Source organism: Streptomyces sp. CB02980, assembly GCF_014451325.2.
Lineage (GTDB): Bacteria > Actinomycetota > Actinomycetes > Streptomycetales > Streptomycetaceae > Streptomyces.
This window is the reverse complement of the sequence record NZ_JACSCH020000006.1, coordinates 246,472-265,307: the sequence shown is the minus strand read 5'-3', so window position 1 is coordinate 265,307 and position 18,836 is coordinate 246,472. Positions and strand designations below refer to the sequence as shown.

Below are 18,836 nucleotides of genomic sequence, written 5' to 3'. Positions count from 1 at the left end.
ATCGCCCCACAGCGGGATTTCTCGGAGCAAGGTTGAAGCCGCTGGTCAGGGCCTACGGTGGGGCCATGAACATCTGTGTCTTCCTCTCCGCGGCCGACCTCGACGAGCGCTACACGAGCCCCGCCCGCGACTTCGCGCGGCTCCTCGGCAAGGCCGGCCACACCCTGGTCTGGGGCGGCTCCGACACCGGTCTGATGAAGGTCGTCGCCGACGGCGTCCAGGAGGCCGGCGGCCGGCTCGTGGGCGTCTCCGTCGACTTCCTCGCCCACAAGGCCCGCCCGAACGCCGACGAGATGGTCGTCGCCGGGGACCTGGCCGAGCGCAAGGCGCTCCTCCTCGCCAAGTCCGATGCCGTCGTGGTCATGGTCGGCGGCACCGGCACCCTCGACGAGGCCACCGAGATCCTGGAGCTGAAGAAGCACGGCAAGCACACCAAGCCGGTCGTCCTGCTGAACACGGCGGGCTTCTACGACGGACTGAAGGCCCAGTTCCGCCGGATGGAGGAGGAGGGTTTCCTGCCGATCCCCCTCGCCGACCTCGTCCTCTTCGCCGACGACGCCCCGACGGCCCTCACCCACCTGGAGGAGAACATCGCCGCCCGCTGATGCGAGCATGGTGACCATGGCTACACATGTGATCACCGGAGCCGGTTCCGGCATCGGCGCGGCCGTCGCGCGCCGCCTCCACGCCCGCGGGGACGACCTCGTGCTCCACGCGCGCGACGCGGGGCGGGCCAAGGAGCTCGCCGCGCAGTTCCCCGGCGCCCGCACGCTCGTCGGGGACCTCGCCGACCCGGACCGGCTCTCCTGGGCGTTCTCGCACCAGACCATGCCGGAGCAGGTGGACAGCCTGCTGCACATCGCGGGCGTCGTCGACCTCGGGCCGATCGGGGACCTCACCCCCAAGACCTGGCACCACCAGCTCAACGTCAACCTCGTCGCCCCGGCCGAGCTGACCCGGCACCTCCTGCCCCAGCTGCGGGTCTCCCAGGGCCACGTCGTCTTCGTGAACTCGGGAGCCGGGCTCGCCGCGCACGCCGAATGGGGCGCGTACGCCGCCTCCAAGCACGGCCTCAAGGCCCTCGCCGACTCCCTGCGCCACGAGGAGCACGGCAACGGCGTGCGGGTGACCTCGGTCTACCCGGGCCGTACCGCGAGCCCCATGCAGGCCAAGGTCCACTCCCAGGAGGGCAAGGAGTACGACCCGTCGAAGTGGATCGACCCCGAATCGGTCGCGACGGCGATCCTCACCGCCATCGACCTGCCGCGCGACGCGGAGATCAACGACCTCACCGTTCGTCCGGGACGCTAGACATGAGCGAGACGCAGGCTGAGGACGACCGCGTGCTCTGGGGGCCCGCCACCGGCGTCGGCTCCATGCCGGGCGGCGACGCCCGGGAGACCGCGAAGACCGTCACCGGGTCCTTCGAGGACTTCCCGTACCTCGCGGAGCTGCCCGCCCGCGGTCCCGGCGCCGACATGATCGGCCGGACCATCGGGATGCTCGTCGACCTCTACGCGCACGTGGAGCCGAGCGGCTGGCGGATCAGCGACCGGCCCGGCCGCGACACCAAGCGCGCCCGGTCCTGGATGGGCGAGGACCTGGACGCCCTGGAGGAGTTCACCCAGGGGTACGAGGGACCCCTCAAGGTGCAGGCCGTGGGCCCCTGGACGCTCGCCGCGGCCCTGGAGCTGCACGGCGGCGAGGCGGCCCTCGGCGACGCCGGCGCCTGCCGCGACCTCGTCGGCTCGCTCGCCGAGGGCCTTCACGAGCACCTCGCGGACCTGCGCAGGCGGATCCCGGGCGCCCGGGTCGTCCTCCAGCTCGACGAGCCCTCGCTCACCGCCGTCCTGCGCGGCCACGTCCGCACCGCCAGCGGCTACCGCACCTACCGGGCCGTCGACCGGCAGGTCGTGGAGAGCGCCCTGCGCGAGGTGATCGCCGTCCACGACGGGCCGGTGATCGTCCACTCCTGCGCCCCCGACGTCCCGTTCGCGCTCCTCCGGCGGTCCGGTGCCTCGGGCGTCTCGTTCGACTTCTCCCTGCTCACCGAGCGTGACGAGGACACGATCGGCGAGGCCGTGGAGGCCGGTACCAGGCTCTTCGCCGGTGTGGTGGCGTCCACCGACGGCCCATTGTCCGACCCGGGCGGTAGCGTCATGGGTGTCAGGACGCTGTGGCGCAGGCTGGGGCTGAATCCGGGGACTCTCGCGGAGTCCGTGGTCATCACTCCCACGTGCGGGCTCGCGGGCGCTTCGCCCGCCTACGCCCGGGCGGCGCTCGCCCACTGCGCCCGGGCGGCGAGATCGCTCGCGGACAACCCAGAGTGACCGGGTTTCGAGGCACGGGAGGACGGACGAAGGTGGCAGTCGAACAGGGGGCCCTGCCCGCCGAGGCACGGGAGAAGCACGCCGAACTGGCCGAGCAGGTCGAGGAGCACCGCTTCCGGTACTACGTGAAGGACCAGCCGGTCATCAGCGACGGCGACTTCGACACGCTCCTGCGCGCCCTGGAGGCGCTGGAGGAGGAGTACCCGGAGCTGCGGACGCCGGACTCGCCGACGCAGAAGGTCGCGGGGCAGTACGAGACCGAGTTCACCTCCGTCGAGCACCGCGAGCGGATGCTCTCCCTCGACAACGCCTTCGACGACGAGGAGCTGGCCACCTGGGCCGAGCGGGTCGCGCGGGACGTCGGCACCCCCGAGTTCCACTACCTGTGCGAGCTCAAGGTCGACGGCCTCGCGGTCAACCTGACGTACGAGCACGGGCGGCTGACCCGGGCCGCCACCCGCGGCGACGGCCGCGCCGGCGAGGACATCACGCCCAACGTGCGGACGATCGGCGACATCCCGGAGCGGCTGCACGGGGACCGGATCCCGGACCTCGTGGAGATCCGCGGCGAGGTCTACTTCCCGATGGAGGCCTTCGAGGGGCTCAACGCCCGCCTGGTGGAGGCCGGCGACAAGCCCTTCGCCAACCCGAGGAACGCGGCGGCGGGTTCGCTCCGCCAGAAGGACCCCAAGGTCACCGCCTCCCGACCGCTCCACATGGTCGTCCACGGCATCGGCGCCCGCGAGGGCTTCGACATCTCCCGGCTCTCCGACACGTACGCGCTCCTCCACGAATGGGGCCTGCCCACCGCCCGGCACAACAAGGTGGTCGGTTCGCTCGACGAGGTGCGGGAGTTCATCGCGTACTTCGGGGAGAACCGTCACTCCGTGGAGCACGAGATCGACGGCGTCGTCGTCAAGCTCGACGAGATCCCGCTCCAGGGCCGGCTCGGCTCCACCGCGCGCGCCCCGCGCTGGGCCATCGCCTGGAAGTACGCGCCGGAGGAGGTCAACACCAAGTTGATCGACATCAAGGTCGGCGTCGGCAGGACCGGCCGCGTCACCCCGTACGCGCAGGTGGAGCCGGTGACCGTGGCCGGCTCCGAGGTCGAGTTCGCCACCCTCCACAACCAGGAGGTGGTGAAGGCCAAGGGCGTGCTGATCGGCGACACCGTCGTGCTGCGCAAGGCCGGCGACGTCATCCCGGAGATCCTCGGGCCGGTCGCCGACCTGCGGGACGGCAGCGAGCGGGAGTTCGTGATGCCCGCCGAGTGCCCCGAGTGCGGGACGCCGCTGAAGGCGATGAAGGAGGGCGACATCGACCTCCGCTGCCCGAACGCCCGGACCTGCCCGGCCCAGCTGCGCGAGCGCCTCTTCTTCCTCGCCGGGCGCCAGTGCCTGGACATCGAGAACTTCGGCGCGGTGGCCGCGGCGGCGCTCACCCGCCCCCTGGAGCCAGCCGAGCCCCCGCTGTTGGACGAGGGCGACCTCTTCGACCTCACCATCGAACAGCTGCTGCCGATCAAGGCGTACGTCCTCGACCCGGACAGCGGACTGCCCCGGCGGGACCCGAAGACCGGCGAGGAGAAGATCGTCACGGTCTTCGCCAACCAGAAGGGCGAGCCGAAGAAGAACGCCCTGTCGATGCTGGAGAACATCGCGGCCGCGAAGACGCGCCCGCTGGCCCGCTTCATCAACGGCCTCTCCATCCGGCACGTGGGGCCGGTCGCGGCCGAGGCGCTGGCCCGTGAGTTCCGCTCGCTGGAGCGGATCGAGCAGGCGAGCGAGGAGGAGCTGGCGGCCGTCGACGGGGTCGGCGGGATCATCGCGACCGCGGTGAAGCAGTGGTTCTCCGAGGAGTGGCACCGCGAGATCGTGCGCAAGTGGCGCACGGCCGGGGTCACTCTGGAGGACGAGGGCGCCGGGGAGGATGTCGGTCCGCGCCCGCTGGAGGGCCTCACGGTCGTGGTGACCGGCACTCTGGAGAAGTTCACCAGGGATGGCGCAAAAGAGTCCCTCCAGAGCCTCGGTGCGAAGGTGACCGGTTCCGTTTCGAAGAAGACCGCCTTCGTGGTCGTCGGTGAAAACCCTGGTTCGAAGTACGACAAGGCGATGCAGTTGAAGGTTCCGGTTCTGGACGAGGACGGCTTCGCGATCCTGCTCGAACAAGGGCCCGACGCCGCTCGGGAGGCCGCGGTCCCCGTCGCGGAGTAGCCGTCGGCACCCCGCCCGCACCCCGCCCGAGGACCGTGCGACGGTCACCCGTTCGGCGCATACCAGATCGTTACGGGTGGCCTGGTCGCATTCGGGCAAGACAGGGAGAGCGCTGCCCGTCGACGCCCTCGGCGGCCTAGTGTGGTGACCGTGCGCCCAGTCCTGCACGACCGCGCGAGGGCTCTGCCGGTCGTGGCGTCAGGACAACGGCCCCGAGGCACGACGTACGACCGCCCGACGGCGGACGCACGACGGACGGCCTGACGACGGACGGCCGGACGACGGACGGCCGCCTGACCGCGGCCCATCGCACACCGACGGCACCGCCGCCTGTGAGAGGGACGGGAATGGAACCGACCGAGAGCGCCGCCCCGGTCCCACGGCCGCACGGCCGTGTGGTGTCCCCGGGTTTCACCTCCCGGCTGCCCGCAGCCGTGGTGGGCATCGCCGCCGTCGTACTCGTCGTCGGCCTCCAGCAGGGCCTGAGCGCCGGCAGCGGCCTCTTCCCCGGCGGGGTCACCGGCTGGTCCCTCGCGGTCCTCACCGGCCTCATCGTCGGCCATCTGGTCGCCCTCGGCCGCGACCGCTGGTGGGGCGGCACCGGTTCGGGCGCCGCCCTCACCCTCGCCGTCCTCCTGCTCTACGGCTGGGTGCCGGCCGGACTCGTCTCGATGACCGTCGTCACCCTGGTCGGCGCGGCCCGCCGGCACCGCTGGCGACAGGGCCTGCTGCACGGCGCCGCCGACGTCCTCGGAGTCGCCGCCGCCGCCCTCGTCCTCGCCCTCTTCGGCGACGTCCCCACCGTCGAACAGCCCTGGCAGCCCCTCGACTGGACGATCGGGGACCTCCCGGAAGTCGTCCTCGCCGCCGCCACCTACCTCGTGGTGACCCGGCTCCTCCTGTGGTACACGCTCGCCCCGCAGACCCGCGGGCTGCCCACCGTCGCCCGCACCGCGCTCCTGAGACAGGGCCTCGTCGCCGTCGCCCTGCTCGGCATCGCCCCGCTGATCTGCGTCGTCGCCGCCACCCGGCCCGTCCTGCTGCCGCTCTTCGCCGTCCCCCTCATCGCCCTCGACTCCACCCTGTGGATCGCCCGCGCCCGCGCCGAGGAACAGCTGCGCGACCCGCTGACCGGGCTCCCCAACCGCCAGTGGCTCCTCGAACGGGCCTGGACCGCCCTGGAGGAGGCCGAAGGCGAAGGGGCCCGCGCCGCCCTCGTCCTGATCGACCTCGACCGCTTCCGATCGGTCAACGACACCCTCGGACACCTCGCGGGCGACCGGCTGCTCCTCCAGATCGCCGACCGGCTCCGCCTCGCCCTGCCCCGCGGCGCCGAGGCCGCCCGGCTCGGCGGCGACGAGTTCGCCGTCCTGCTGCCCACCGCCGACTCCACCACCAGCGCCCAGCGGGTCGCCCGCCACCTCGTCGCGGAACTCTCCTCCCCGCTCGACCTCGACGGACTCACCCTCGTCCTGGAGGCCAGCGCGGGCGTAGCCGTCTTCCCCGACCACGCCCTCGACGCCGAAGGCCTGCTGCGCCGCGCCGACGTCGCCATGTACCAGGCCAAGCGCGACCGCACCGGCGTCGAGGTCTACGAGTCCAAGCGCGACTCCAACACCCCCGACCGGCTCGGCCTCCTCGGCGACCTGCGCCGCGCGCTCGACGCCGGCGAGGTCGAACTCCACTACCAGCCCAAGGTCCGCTTCGACGGCCAGGTCGCCGGACTCGAAGCCCTCGTCCGCTGGGTCCACCCCGAGCGCGGCAAGGTCCCGCCGGACGAGTTCATCGCCATCGCCGAGTCCTCCGGCCTGATGCCGCACCTCACCGAGTACGTCCTGGAGACCGCCCTCGCCCAGGTCGCCCGCTGGCGCGCCCAGGGCCTCAACGTCCCGGTCGCCGTCAACGTCTCGCCCCGCGACGTGCACACCCCCGGCTTCGCCGGCGCCGTCGCCGCCCGGCTCGCCCGCCACGGCGTCCCGGCCGGCGCGCTCCAGCTGGAGATAACGGAGCACGTCCTCCTGGAGGACCCCCAGCGCGCCGCCGACACCCTCAACGGCCTCACCGGCCACGGCGTCAAGATGTCCCTCGACGACTTCGGCACCGGCTACTCCTCCCTCGTCCATCTGCGCCGGCTCCCCGTCAGCGAACTGAAGATCGACCGCTCCTTCGTCGCCCGGCTCGCCGTCGACACCGAGGACGCCGAGATCGTCCGCTGCACCGTCGACCTCGCCCACTCCCTCGGCCTCCTCGTCGTCGCCGAGGGCGTCGAGGACGACGAGACCTGGGAGCGCCTGCGCGACCTGGGCTGCGACGCCGTCCAGGGCTGGCTCGTCGCCGCCGCGATGCCGCCCGGCGAGGCCACCGCGTGGCTGCTCGCCCGCGGCGAGCGCGGCTGGCGCCGACCCGCCGACATCGCCGCCGAACTCGACGTGGACCACCCCTCCGGCCAGGTCGTTCCGTAGGCCTCGTCCACCCGGGGAGACGACCCCGGGCAAACCGTTTCACGGGCAGCGGCACCGGCCCCATAGGATGGGCCCACACCATCAAGCTCACCCCGTGAGGATCCGCATGCCTGGCATCACGCGCGAGGAGGTCGCCCACCTCGCACGGCTGGCGCGTCTGGAGCTGAAGGGCGAAGAACTCGATCACTTCGCCGGCCAGCTCGACGACATCATCGGCGCGGTCGCCCGCGTCTCCGAGGTCGCCGACCAAGACGTACCGCCGACCTCCCACCCGCTGCCGCTGACCAATGTCATGCGCGCGGACGAGGTCCGTCCGTCGCTCACCCCCGAGCAGGCGCTCTCCGGCGCCCCGGCCCAGGAGCAGCAGCGTTTCAAGGTGCCGCAGATCCTGGGGGAGGACTAACAGTCATGACGGACAACATCATCAAGCTCACCGCGGCCGAGATCGCCGGGAAGATCGCCGCCGGCGAACTGACCGCCGTCGAGGTCACCGAGGCGCACCTCGCCCGCATCGAGGCCGTCGACGAGAAGGTCCACGCCTTCCTGCACGTCGACCGTGAGGGCGCGCTCGCCCAGGCCCGTGCCGTCGACGAGAAGCGCGCCCGCGGCGAGAAGCTCGGCCCGCTCGCCGGTGTGCCGCTCGCGCTCAAGGACATCTTCACCACCGCCGGCATGCCGACGACCGTGGGCTCGAAGATCCTCGAGGGCTGGATCCCGCCGTACGACGCGACCCTGGTCAAGAACCTGAAGGCCGCCGACGTCGTCATCCTCGGCAAGACCAACATGGACGAGTTCGCCATGGGGTCCTCCACCGAGAACAGCGCGTACGGTCCGACCGGCAACCCCTGGGACCTGACCCGGATCCCCGGCGGCTCCGGCGGTGGCTCGTCCGCCGCCCTCGCCGCGTACGAGGCGCCCCTCGCCATCGGCACGGACACCGGCGGCTCGATCCGCCAGCCCGCCGCCGTCACCGGCACCGTCGGCGTCAAGCCGACCTACGGCGGCGTCTCCCGCTACGGCATGGTGGCCTTCTCGTCCTCCCTCGACCAGGGCGGCCCCTGCGCCCGTACGGTCCTGGACGCGGCCCTCCTGCACGAGGCGATCGCCGGGCACGACCCGCTCGACTCGACCTCCATCGACGCCCCGGTCCCGCCGGTCGTCGAGGCCGCGCGCAACGGCTCGGTCGCCGGCATGCGCGTCGGTGTCGTCAAGCAGTTCCGCGGCGAGGGCTACCAGGCCGGTGTCGTGCAGCGCTTCGACGAGTCCGTCGAGCTGCTCAAGTCGCTGGGCGCCGAGATCGTCGAGCTGGACTGCCCGACCTTCGACCTCGCCCTTTCGGCGTACTACCTGATCGCGCCGTCGGAGTGCTCCTCCAACCTGGCCCGCTTCGACGCCATGCGGTACGGCCTCCGGGTCGGCGACGACGGCACGCGGTCCGCCGAGGACGTCACCGCCCTCACCCGTGAGGCCGGCTTCGGCGACGAGGTCAAGCGCCGCATCATCCTCGGTACGTACGCGCTGAGCTCCGGCTACTACGACGCGTACTACGGCTCGGCCCAGAAGGTGCGGACCCTGATCACCCGCGAGTTCGAGAAGGCCTTCGAGGAGGTGGACGTGATCGTCTCCCCGACGACCCCCACCACCGCCTTCCCGATCGGCGAGCGTGCCGACGACCCGATGGCGATGTACCTCGCGGACCTGTGCACCATCCCGACCAACCTGGCCGGCAACGCCGCCATGTCGCTGCCCTGCGGCCTGGCGCCCGAGGACGGTCTGCCGGTCGGCCTGCAGATCATCGCTCCCGCCATGAAGGACGACCGGCTGTACAAGGTCGGCGCCGCCGTCGAGGCCGCCTTCGTGGAAAAGTGGGGGCACCCGCTGCTTGAGGAGGCTCCGTCGCTGTGAGTGCCATGGCAAAGAAGGCCAAGAACTTCAAGAAGTCCAAGACCGGCGTCTACGTCTCGCTCGCGACCACCGCGTTCGGTGCCGTCAGCGTCGCGAAGCAGGCCAAGCTGGCCCGCAACGACAACGACATGCTGCGGCTGATCGACTCCGCCGTGTCCGCCGCCGCCATCGTTACCGGCCTGGCGATCCTCTACCGGGAGCTCAAGCGCCTGGGCGACGACGACGTCCTGCTGGGCTGAGAGGGAAAGTCTCACCGTGACTGTCACTGAACTGCTGTCGTACGAAGCGGCGCTCGCCGAGTACGACCCCGTCATGGGCCTGGAGGTCCATGTCGAGCTCGGCACCAAGACGAAGATGTTCTGCGGCTGCTCGACCGAGCTGGGCGCCGAGCCGAACTCGCAGACCTGCCCGACCTGCCTCGGTCTGCCGGGCTCGCTGCCCGTCGTCAACGCGATCGGCGTCGAGTCCGCCATCAAGATCGGCCTCGCGCTGCACTGCGAGATCGCCGAGTGGTGCCGCTTCGCCCGGAAGAACTACTTCTATCCGGACATGCCGAAGAACTTCCAGACCTCCCAGTACGACGAGCCGATCGCCTTCAACGGCTACCTGGACGTCCAGCTGGAGGACGGCGAGATCTTCCGCGTGGAGATCGAGCGCGCCCACATGGAGGAGGACACCGGCAAGTCGCTGCACGTCGGCGGCGCCACCGGCCGTATCCACGGCGCGTCCCACTCGCTGCTCGACTACAACCGGGCCGGCATCCCGCTCATCGAGATCGTCACCAAGCCGATCGAGGGCGCGGGCGAGCGGGCCCCCGAGGTCGCCAAGGCGTACGTCGCCGAGCTCCGCGAGCTGATCCGCGCGCTCGACGTGTCCGAGGCGCGCATGGACAAGGGCCAGATGCGCTGCGACGTGAACCTGTCGCTGCGCCCCCACGGCACCAAGACCTTCGGCACCCGCTCGGAGACGAAGAACGTCAACTCGCTCCGTTCGGTGGAGCGCGCTGCCCGCTTCGAGATCCAGCGGCACGCCGCGGTGCTGTCCTCCGGCGGCACGATCGTGCAGGAGACCCGTCACTTCCACGAGGACGACGGCTCCACCACCTCCGGCCGCATCAAGGACAACGCCGAGGACTACCGGTACTTCCCGGAGCCCGACCTCGTCCCCGTCGCCCCGGCCCGTGCCTGGGTGGAGGAGCTGCGGGGCACGCTGCCCGAGCCGCCCCGGGTGCGCCGCAACCGGCTGCGCGAGGAGTGGGGCGTGTCCGAGCTGGACATGCAGTCCATCCTCAACGCGGGCGCGGTCGACGCGATCGTCGCCACGATCGAGGCGGGCGCGGACGCGACCTCGGCCCGCAAGTGGTGGATGGGCGAGCTCGCCCGCAGCTCCAACGAGCAGGGCGTGTCCCTGGAGGAGCTGGCGATCACCCCGGCGGACGTGGCCCGGGTCTCCGCCCTGGTCGCCTCCGGCGACCTCAACGACAAGCTGGCCCGTCAGGTCATCGAGGGCGTTCTCGCCGGCGAGGGCACCCCGGACGAGGTCGTCGAGAAGCGCGGTCTGAAGGTCGTCTCCGACGACGGCGCGCTCGGCACGGCGGTCGAGGAGGCCATCGCGGCCAACGCGGCCATCGCCGACAAGATCCGCGGCGGCAAGGTCGCGGCGGTCGGCGCCCTGGTCGGCGCGGTCATGAAGGCCACCCGCGGCCAGGCGGACGCGGCGCGCGTGAAGGACCTGATCCTGGAGAAGCTGGGCGTCAGCGAGGGCTGATCCCCTTCTCGTACGGGCATGTGAGCGGCCCCGCACCGGAACTCCGGTGCGGGGCCGCTCCCTTGTGCCGTCCGGTCAGCGGCGCAGGATCGGGGCCGCGATCACTCCGCTGCCCTCGTCGGTGCAGGTCTCCTCGACCTTGAGGCGCAGCCGCAGCGCCCCTTCGATCTTCAGCGTCTTCTTGATCGGCTTGCCCAGGTCGACGGTCTCGTTGAAGAGGGCCGGCTGGTCGTCCACGGAGACGATGACGCGGGCGGTCTCGATGTTCGATCCGTCGTCGATGCCGGCGGTGAAGTCGAACCACGACCACTCGCGGTTGAGGTCGTACTCGACGTACGCGCCGTTGTAGCAGTCGCCGATGAGGGCGGCTCCGTACTCCTTGGTGTCGATCTTCGCCGTGCCGACGGAGAACCTGTCGGGTTCGCTGACGGAGGCGAGGGTGGTCAGATCGGCGGTGGGCGCGTCCGGCACGGTCCCGGGGTCGTCGGTCGGACTCGCCGACTCCGCCGGGTCCGTCGTCGCCGTGTCGGTCGGTTCGGCGGTCGTCGGCTCCCCGGTGGGCTCCTCGGTCGGGGCCTCGGTGGTGGGGTCGGCCGTGGGCTCCGTGGTGACGGTGGCGGAGGGCGTGCCGCCCTTGCCCTCGTCGCCCTTGTCCTTCTTGTCGCCGAGCAGTTGGACACCGATCACCGCGAGGACGGCGACCACCAGGACCCCTGCCACGGCCCCGATGAGCGGGCCCTTGCGGCGGCGGCGCGGCTCGGGCGCCGGGGGAGCGGTGGTCGCGGCCCCGGCGGACGCCGCGGGAGGCGCCGGCGGCCCGAAGCCGGGTGTGGCGACGGTGGGCGGCTCGGCGGACGGCTGCGCCACGGCGGGCTGCGGGGCCGCGATGTGCTGCGGGGTCACGACCGGCTCCGGTGTCACCGGGGGCCGCGGGGCCACGACCGGCGGGGCCACGACCGGCGGGGCCACGGGTGGCGGGGCGGCGGCCGGCGGCGGTGTCGTGGGCAGGGGCGGCGCCGCGGGCTTCTCCGGGGCGGCAGACGGCGCGGCCGACGGGGCGGCAGACGGCGCGGCCGGCACCGCGTCCTCGACCGTCGCCGGGCGCGAGGTCGTCGTCGTGGACACCACTCCGTGCCGTACGTCCTTCACCCAGGCCGACAGGGAGAGCGGCCGCCGGGCCGCGTCGGCCGAGGCGATGCTCAGCACCCGTTCCCGCTGCTCCTCCGGCATCCCCGCGATCTGCGGCAGCGCGCCGAGCGCGGACACCAGCTGTTCGGGGGCGGTGGGCGGGGACTGGCCGCTGAGCAGGAAGTACGCGATGGCGCCGAAGGCGTAGCGGTCCGTGCCCGGGGTGCGCTTGCCCTCGAAGATCTCCGGGGCCGCGTAGCCGGGGGTGAACCACACCTCCGCGGTCTGGTGGTCGGCCGTCAGCTTGCTCAGGCCGAAGTCGACCAGGGTGGCCTGGCCGTGTTCATCGACCATGACGTTGCCCGGGGACAGGTCGCCGTGGACGACCATGCGCCCGGACGGGGTGGCCTTGCCGGAGTGGAGCCAGTCGAGGACGTCCGCGAGCTGTTCCAGGGTCCGCATCACCTCGCGCCGCTCGCCGGGCGTGGTGAGGGTGCGTTCGGCCCGCCAGTCGCGCAGGTCGAGGCCGTCGACGTGGTTCATCACGAGGACCAGGGCCCGGCCGGTGATCGTCCCGGACTCGCCGGGCCGGTGGATCGGCGGCCCCTGGAAGTGCTCCCGTACGCCGACGACACCGGGCCGGTGGACGAAGCGCAGCAGCTCGGCCTGCTCGTTCCACTTCTGGCTGATCCGCTCGAAGACCTCGGGTGTGATCGTCGTCTTCGAGTCGAGGACCTTGACGACGACGGGCTCGGTGCCGCCGGCCAGCTCGATCTCCGCGAGATAGAGCACGGCCTCGCCGCCCCGCCCGATGGACCGCAGCAGCCGGTACCGGTCAGGAGTCGCGTCGGGCCCGATGTGATGTGCCGTGTTGCTCAAGTTTCCCCCAGGGCACAGTGATTGACAGATGGTCAGCTTGCCGCTCCGACATGCCCGTGGTCAACGCGGAAGGGGGTGGCGCGGCAGGGGGGACCGCTTGGACTCCCGTCACGGGCTCTTGGACGTTCACCACCGCGTCCCCGTCGGGTCTTCTTTCCGTCATTCCGCCTCACTACCGTCCCCGGCGTACCACCCAATGGCTCGATGGCGAACCATTGGTCGTCGACTGGAGGTCGGTCTTGTCATCCGAGATGTCCCGCAGAAGGCTCCTCGCACTGGGCGGAGGCGCCCTCGGTGTTGCCGCAGCCGGCTCCTTGCTGCCGCCGTCGTTGCAGGCCGCGATGGCCGCGGAGCCGCCGGCCGGCGGGATGTCGGCGGTTCGGCACGTGGTGATCCTGATGCAGGAGAACCGTTCCTTCGATCACTACTTCGGCACCCTCCGCGGCGTCCGCGGCTTCTCCGACCGCAACGCCGTCGAGCTGCCCTCCGGCAAGCCCGTGTTCGAGCAGCCCGCCGCGCTCGGCCGGACCGTGCTGCCCTTCCCGATCCGCGGCGCCGCCGAGACGCAGCAGAAGGACCTCCAGTACATCGGGGACCTCGACCATTCCTGGGGCGGCGGGGGCAAGGCCTGGCGCGACGGCTGGATGGACGGCTGGGTCTCGGCCAAGACCGCCGCGACCATGGCGTACTACGACCGGCAGGACATCCCCCTGCACTACGAGCTCGCCGACACGTTCACCGTCTGCGACGCCTACCACTCGTCCATCCACACCTCGACGAGCCCCAACCGCAACCACCTCTGGTCCGGCTGGACCGGCTTCGAGGCCGACGGCAGCCGCGCCGTCACCAACGCCGCGTACGCCGAGGGCACCCACCCCGGCTACGGCTGGCCCACCTACGCCGAGCGGCTCGAAGCCGCCGGGCGCAGCTGGAAGACGTACACCGAGTGGGAGAACTTCACCGACAACAACATCGAGTTCTTCACCGGCTTCAAGAAGATCGCCCGCAAGGCGCTCGCCGGAACCGGCGGGCACACCTTCATGGAGTCCTTCTACGCCGCCGTCCGCGACACCGACGACGCCACCGAGCGCGCCCGCCTCCTCGGTCTCCTGGAGGAGGGCGTGGCGACCCTCACCGAGGCCGAGCGCTCCCTCTTCGAGCGCGGACTGCGCCGCGTCGAGAGCGGCACCCTCGCCGACGCCTTCCGCGCCGACGTCGCCGCCGGCACCCTCCCCGAGGTCTCCTACCTCGTGCCGTCCGCGATCGACTCCGAGCACCCCGGCTCCTCCTCGCCGATCGCCTCCGCGACCCTCGTCTACAAGGTGCTCGACGCCCTCGGCGCCCACCCGGACGTCTGGCGCCACACCGTCGTCCTGATCAACTACGACGAGAACGACGGCTTCTTCGACCACGTGCCGCCGCCGGTCCCGCCGGCCGAGAACACGGACGAGCGCTGGAAGGGCCTGCCCACCGGCCTTGGCATCCGCGTCCCCCTGCTCGTCGTCTCCCCCTGGTCGGTCGGCGGCTACGTCTGCTCCGAGACCTTCGACCACACCTCGGTGATCCGTTTCCTGGAGAAGCTCACGGGCATCCGGGAGCCCAACATCACCCCCTGGCGCAGGGCCGTCACCGGCGACCTCACCTCCGCCTTCGACTTCCAGCGGGGCCGCCGGCAGCCCGACGTCGACCAGCCGGGCCCGATCCCGCCCTTCAGCGGCCGCTGGCGGCCGCAGCCCCCGGCCGTGCAGCGGATGCCCGTGCAGGAGCCCGGCGTCCGCCGCGCCCGCCCGCTGCCGTACCAGCCGGACGCCGCCGTGACCTCGGCGGCCGGCTCCGTGCGCGTGGCGCTCAGCAACAGGGGGAAGGCGAGCGCGCACTTCGCGCTCTACCCGTACGCGGGTGAGTTCGCCGTCCCGCAGCACAAGGACGTCAGGGGGACGGGGGAGTGGACCGTCCCCGTTCCGGGTGATCGTTACCGCTTCACGATCACCGGCCCCAACGGCTTCCGCCGCGAGTTCGAGGGACCCGCGACCGGCGGTGCCGAGCTCGCCTCCCGGATCGATCATCATGACCGTGACCTGCATCTCACCGTACGGAACACGGGCTCGGCGCCGGTCTCCTTCACCGTGCGGCCGCTGGGGTACGTGGACCCCGAAGACTCGGCCGACCTCGGAGACTGGACCCGTACCGTCACCGTGAAGCCCGGGAAGACCCGTACCGTCGTGCACTCGGCCGCCGACGCGCACGGCTGGTACGACATCGAGGTGACCGCGCCCGGCGGCTTCCGCCGCCGGCTCATGGGCCACATCGAGAACGGCCGTGCCAGCGTCTCCGGCTGAACACCCGCGGTGAGCCGTAGTGCCCGGAGGGTCGGGACGAGGTCCGGGACCTCCGCCCCGACCCTCCGGGCATGCCTGTGAGCATCGACACGAAACGGACAAACGATCACGTTTGACTGCCACAGTGGGCCCACGTAGGTCAAGCGTTCTTTTTCGGGCTGTTCCCGCTGAAGATCCTCGAACCACCCAGGGAGCACGTCCTTTGGCAGCCATCGCACGGTGGTGCATCAAGCACCGCCTCGTCGCCGTCCTGCTGTGGCTCGTCGCTCTCGGCGGGGTCGGCACCTCGGCGGTCGTCGCCGGCAGCGCGTACTCCAACGACTACGAGGTCCCCGGCACCGAGTCCGGCCGTGCCACCGCCCTCCTGGAGCGCGGCTTCCACGGCCTCGGCGGTGACAGCGACACCATCGTCTGGCACACCGACAAGGGCAGCGTCCGCGCCGACGCCGTCGAGCGCCGCATGACCGCGATGCTCGACAAGGTCGCCGAGCTCCCCGGCATCGCCACCGTGACCTCCCCGTACGGCGACACCCGGGGCCAGGTCAGCGAGGACGGGCACACCGCCTACGCCACCGTCACCTTCCACGAGCAGGCCGACGACATCCCCGAGGCGCAGGCCCGGGCCCTGGTCGACACCGCGAAGGACGCCGCGGACGAAAGCCTCTCGGTCGAACTCGGCGGCAGCGCCGTCGCCCTCACCGAGGCCCCCGGCGGACACATCGCCGAAGTCGTCGGCGTCGCCGTCGCGGCCGTCGTGCTCTTCCTCGCCTTCGGCTCCCTCGCCGCCTCCGCGCTCCCCATCGCGACCGCGCTCGTCAGCGTCGGCATCGCCTACTCCGGGATCGTGCTCCTCGGCCATCTGATGACCGTCGCCGACTTCGCCCCCATGCTCGGCATGCTCGTCGGCCTCGGCGTCGGCATCGACTACGCCCTCTTCATCGTCACCCGGCACCGCAGAGGCCTGAAACGCGGGCTCTCCGTCGCCGAGGCCGCCGAGACCGCCGTGGCCACCACCGGCCGCGCCGTCGTGTTCGCCGGCGCCACCGTCTGCATCGCCCTGCTCGGCATGCTGATCCTGCGGCTCAGCTTCCTCAACGGCGTCGCCATCGCCGCCTCCCTCACCGTCGTCCTCACGGTGGCGGCCTCCGTCACCCTCCTGCCGGCGCTGCTCTCCCTCATCGGCATGCGGGCGCTGTCCCGGCGCGAACGCCGGACCCTCGCCGAGCACGGGCCGCAGCCCGAGCTGCCCACCGGCTTCGCCGCCCGCTGGTCCGCCTTCGTCGAGCGGCACCCCAAGCTCCTCGGGATCGTCGCCGCCGTCGTCATGGGCGTCCTCGCGCTGCCCACCCTCTCGCTCCACCTGGGCACGTCCGACCAGGGCAACGGCCCGGACACCGCGACCACGCGGCAGGCGTACGACCTGATCGCCGACGGCTTCGGCCCCGGTGTGAACGGCCCGCTCACCCTGGTCGCCGGGCTCGACGGCGCCGACGACCGGGTCGCCCTCGACCAGCTGCCGGCCGCCCTGACCGCCACCAAGGGGGTCGCGTCCGTCTCCCCGGTCACGTACAACAGCTCCGGCGACACCGCCGTCCTCACCGTCGTCCCCGACTCCTCGCCCCAGTCCAAGGCGACCAGCGAGCTCGTCGACCGGCTCCGCACGGACGTCCTCCCGGCGGCCGAGAGCGGCACCTCGCTCGACGTGCACGTGGGCGGCGTCACCGCCTCGTACGACGACTTCGCCGAGATCATCATCGGCAAGCTGCCGCTCTTCGTCGGTGTCGTCATCGCGCTCGGCTGTCTGCTGCTCCTGCTCGCCTTCCGCTCCATCGGCATCCCGCTCAAGGCCGCCGCCATGAACGTCGCCGCCGTCGCCGGTGCCTTCGGCGTCGTCGTGGCGATCTTCCAGTGGGGCTGGGGAAGCGAGCTCCTGGGCCTCGGCAGCGCCGGGCCGATCGAACCCTTCCTCCCGGTGATCATGGTCTCGGTCCTCTTCGGACTCTCCATGGACTACCAGGTCTTCCTGGTCAGCCGGATGTACGAGGAGTGGCTGGAGACCGGCGACAACCGGCGGGCGGTCCGGGTCGGCCTCGCCGAGACCAGCCGCGTCATCAACTCCGCCGCCGTGATCATGATCGCGGTCTTCCTCGCCTTCGTCCTCTCCGGCGACCGGGTCATCGCGATGTTCGGCATCGCGCTCGCGGCGGCCGTCGCCCTCGACGCCTTCGTGCTCCGGACGCTTCTCGTCCCCGCCCTCATGCACATGCTCGGCGGGGCGAACTGGTGGCTGCCCAAGTGGCTCGACCGCCTCCTGCCCCGGATCAGCATCGAAACGCCCGAGTGCCGCGAGGCCGCCGACGCGCGTGGGAAAATACCCGCTCAACGTGTGACGGCAGTGACGGCGGCCGCGGCGTCGGCCGTGGAGGAGAGGGACGACGATGTTCGCGATATCGCTGGGTGACGACGGTGCCGAGCTGAGGCCCCTGGAGCCCTCGAAGGCCGAGGAGTTCCTCGCCCACATGGACCGCGGACGCGAGTTCATCGGCGAGCACATCGCCCTCCCCGATTTCGTGGCGGACATCGACTCCGCCCGCTCCTTCCTCGGCTCGTACGCCGAGAAGGCCGCGAACGACACCGGACGCATCTACGGCATCTGGGCCGGCGGCACCCTCGTCGGCGGCGTCCTCTTCCGGACCTTCGACGTCACGTACGGCACCGCCGAGGCGGGCTGCTGGCTGGAGCCCTCCGCCGCCGGGAAGGGCCTGATCACCCGCGCCTGCCGGGTCATCATCGACTGGGCGATCGAGGAGCGCGGCATCCACCGCGTCGAGTGGCACGCCTCCGCGAAGAACGGGCCGAGCATCGCCGTCGCCCGCCGCCTGGGCATGACCCGCGAGGGCGTGCTGCGGGAGAACTACCCGCACCGCGGCGTCCGCGCCGACACCGAGGTCTGGGCCGTCCTCGCCCCGGAGTGGCGCGCGGCGAAGGCCTCGTAACCCGCTTTCCTCATACGGTTCTCATCCGGGGCGCCTAGCGTGCCGCGCATGGACACGAAGACGACGACAGAGAAGACCGGCGAGAGCGCGGACGCCGCCGGGACCGCCGAGGCGGCCGCGCCCGTCGAGGAGAAGGCCGCGGTCGCGCTCGACAAGCAGGACACCGAGCCGGCCACCGCGCTGATCGACGGGGACGACAACGAGGCCGAGAACGAGGCCGGGGACGGCGACGAGGACGACGAGCTGTTCGCCGAGGCGGCGGCTCCCGCCTCCGCCGGCATCGGCGGCGCCGCCGCGGCCGTGGTCTCCGCCGCTCTCGGCGCCGTGGCGCTCACCGGCACCTGGACCGGCAAGGTCGTCTCCGAGCGCGAGACCCTCCTCGGGCAGATCAAGACCTCCGGGTCCGGCACCCCGGCCCAGCAGATCTCCGAGATCTACGGCGACGCCTGGCACAGCACCGCCCTGGTCAACGGCGTCTTCGCGCTGATCGCCCTGCTCGTCGCCGTCCTCGTGCTCGTCCTCCCGGGGCGCCCCGCCTGGGTCCGCTCCGTCGCCGTCGCCGGCGCCGTCCTCGGCGGCCTGGGGCTGCTCCTGTCGGTCGGTACCTACTTCGACCTGTTCCTGAGCCTGCCGACCGCCGGATCCTGACCCCTGCCCAGGGCAGCCCGGGGCGACGCCTAAGTACCCCCAGGACCCGCCTAAGGACCCCCGTACCCCGAACATGCGGCACACGCCCGATGTGGCCGCACCCCCTGGGAAACGAGAGTAGAGGCATCGCAAGGAGCGATACCGAAACCCGAAGAACCAGGGAGCACCC

At 71.8% G+C, this 18,836-nt stretch carries 14 protein-coding genes; 13 read left to right on the top strand and 1 reads right to left on the bottom strand.

Annotated elements, in window-relative coordinates; all coding sequences use genetic code 11:
* Positions 1-65: 65 nt before the first annotated feature.
* The 9 genes from E0F75_RS15640 to gatB all read left to right on the top strand — a co-directional run bounded on the left by E0F75_RS15640 (position 66) and on the right by gatB (position 10,677).
* Complete coding sequence (locus E0F75_RS15640; protein ID WP_187623124.1) at positions 66-605, top strand: TIGR00730 family Rossman fold protein; 540 nt, start codon at positions 66-68, stop codon at positions 603-605.
* A 7-nt stretch (positions 606-612) separates the two neighbouring features.
* Positions 613-1,311 carry an SDR family oxidoreductase gene (locus E0F75_RS15635; RefSeq protein ID WP_187623123.1) on the top strand — a complete coding sequence of 233 codons (699 nt, stop codon included), beginning with the start codon at positions 613-615 and terminating at the stop codon, positions 1,309-1,311.
* Between the two features lie 2 nt (positions 1,312-1,313).
* A complete protein-coding gene (locus E0F75_RS15630) occupies positions 1,314-2,330 on the top strand; it encodes a methionine synthase (protein WP_187623122.1) in 1,017 nt (338 codons plus the stop codon).
* Between the two features lie 32 nt (positions 2,331-2,362).
* Positions 2,363-4,543, top strand: coding sequence for an NAD-dependent DNA ligase LigA (gene ligA, locus E0F75_RS15625; protein WP_187623121.1), 2,181 nt, complete (start codon positions 2,363-2,365; stop codon positions 4,541-4,543).
* Between the two features lie 347 nt (positions 4,544-4,890).
* Entirely contained in the window at positions 4,891-7,005 is a 2,115-nt protein-coding gene (locus E0F75_RS15620) for a bifunctional diguanylate cyclase/phosphodiesterase (protein ID WP_187623120.1), read from the top strand.
* Positions 7,006-7,111: 106 nt separating this feature from the next.
* Positions 7,112-7,408 carry an Asp-tRNA(Asn)/Glu-tRNA(Gln) amidotransferase subunit GatC gene (gene gatC, locus E0F75_RS15615; protein ID WP_015036350.1) on the top strand — a complete coding sequence of 99 codons (297 nt, stop codon included), beginning with the start codon at positions 7,112-7,114 and terminating at the stop codon, positions 7,406-7,408.
* A 5-nt stretch (positions 7,409-7,413) separates the two neighbouring features.
* The gene (gatA, locus tag E0F75_RS15610; protein WP_187623119.1) at positions 7,414-8,910 is read left to right on the top strand and encodes an Asp-tRNA(Asn)/Glu-tRNA(Gln) amidotransferase subunit GatA; all 1,497 of its coding nucleotides are present in this window, start codon (positions 7,414-7,416) and stop codon (positions 8,908-8,910) included.
* A gap of 5 nt (positions 8,911-8,915) precedes the next feature.
* Positions 8,916-9,149, top strand: a complete 234-nt coding sequence (locus tag E0F75_RS15605) for a hypothetical protein (protein ID WP_187623239.1) — start codon at positions 8,916-8,918, stop codon at positions 9,147-9,149.
* A 16-nt stretch (positions 9,150-9,165) separates the two neighbouring features.
* Positions 9,166-10,677 (top strand): Asp-tRNA(Asn)/Glu-tRNA(Gln) amidotransferase subunit GatB, encoded by a 1,512-nt coding sequence (gene gatB, locus E0F75_RS15600; protein WP_187623118.1) that lies wholly within the window; start codon positions 9,166-9,168, stop codon positions 10,675-10,677.
* 75 nt (positions 10,678-10,752) lie between these two features.
* Here the strand turns inward: gatB and E0F75_RS40045 are convergent, their stop codons facing one another.
* Complete coding sequence (locus tag E0F75_RS40045) at positions 10,753-12,684, bottom strand: protein kinase (protein ID WP_187623117.1); 1,932 nt, start codon at positions 12,682-12,684, stop codon at positions 10,753-10,755.
* Positions 12,685-12,923: 239 nt separating this feature from the next.
* Between E0F75_RS40045 and E0F75_RS15590 the strand changes: the two genes are divergently transcribed.
* The 4 genes from E0F75_RS15590 to E0F75_RS15575 all read left to right on the top strand — a co-directional run bounded on the left by E0F75_RS15590 (position 12,924) and on the right by E0F75_RS15575 (position 18,667).
* Entirely contained in the window at positions 12,924-15,023 is a 2,100-nt protein-coding gene (locus E0F75_RS15590; RefSeq protein ID WP_187623116.1) for a phosphocholine-specific phospholipase C, read from the top strand.
* A 202-nt stretch (positions 15,024-15,225) separates the two neighbouring features.
* Positions 15,226-17,484, top strand: coding sequence for an MMPL family transporter (locus E0F75_RS15585; RefSeq protein WP_187623115.1), 2,259 nt, complete (start codon positions 15,226-15,228; stop codon positions 17,482-17,484).
* Complete coding sequence (locus E0F75_RS15580; RefSeq protein WP_187623114.1) at positions 17,462-18,019, top strand: GNAT family N-acetyltransferase; 558 nt, start codon at positions 17,462-17,464, stop codon at positions 18,017-18,019. The genes E0F75_RS15585 and E0F75_RS15580 overlap by 23 nt, the downstream gene beginning before the upstream one ends.
* A gap of 48 nt (positions 18,020-18,067) precedes the next feature.
* Positions 18,068-18,667, top strand: a complete 600-nt coding sequence (locus E0F75_RS15575) for a hypothetical protein (RefSeq protein ID WP_194480908.1) — start codon at positions 18,068-18,070, stop codon at positions 18,665-18,667.
* Positions 18,668-18,836: the final 169 nt, after the last annotated feature.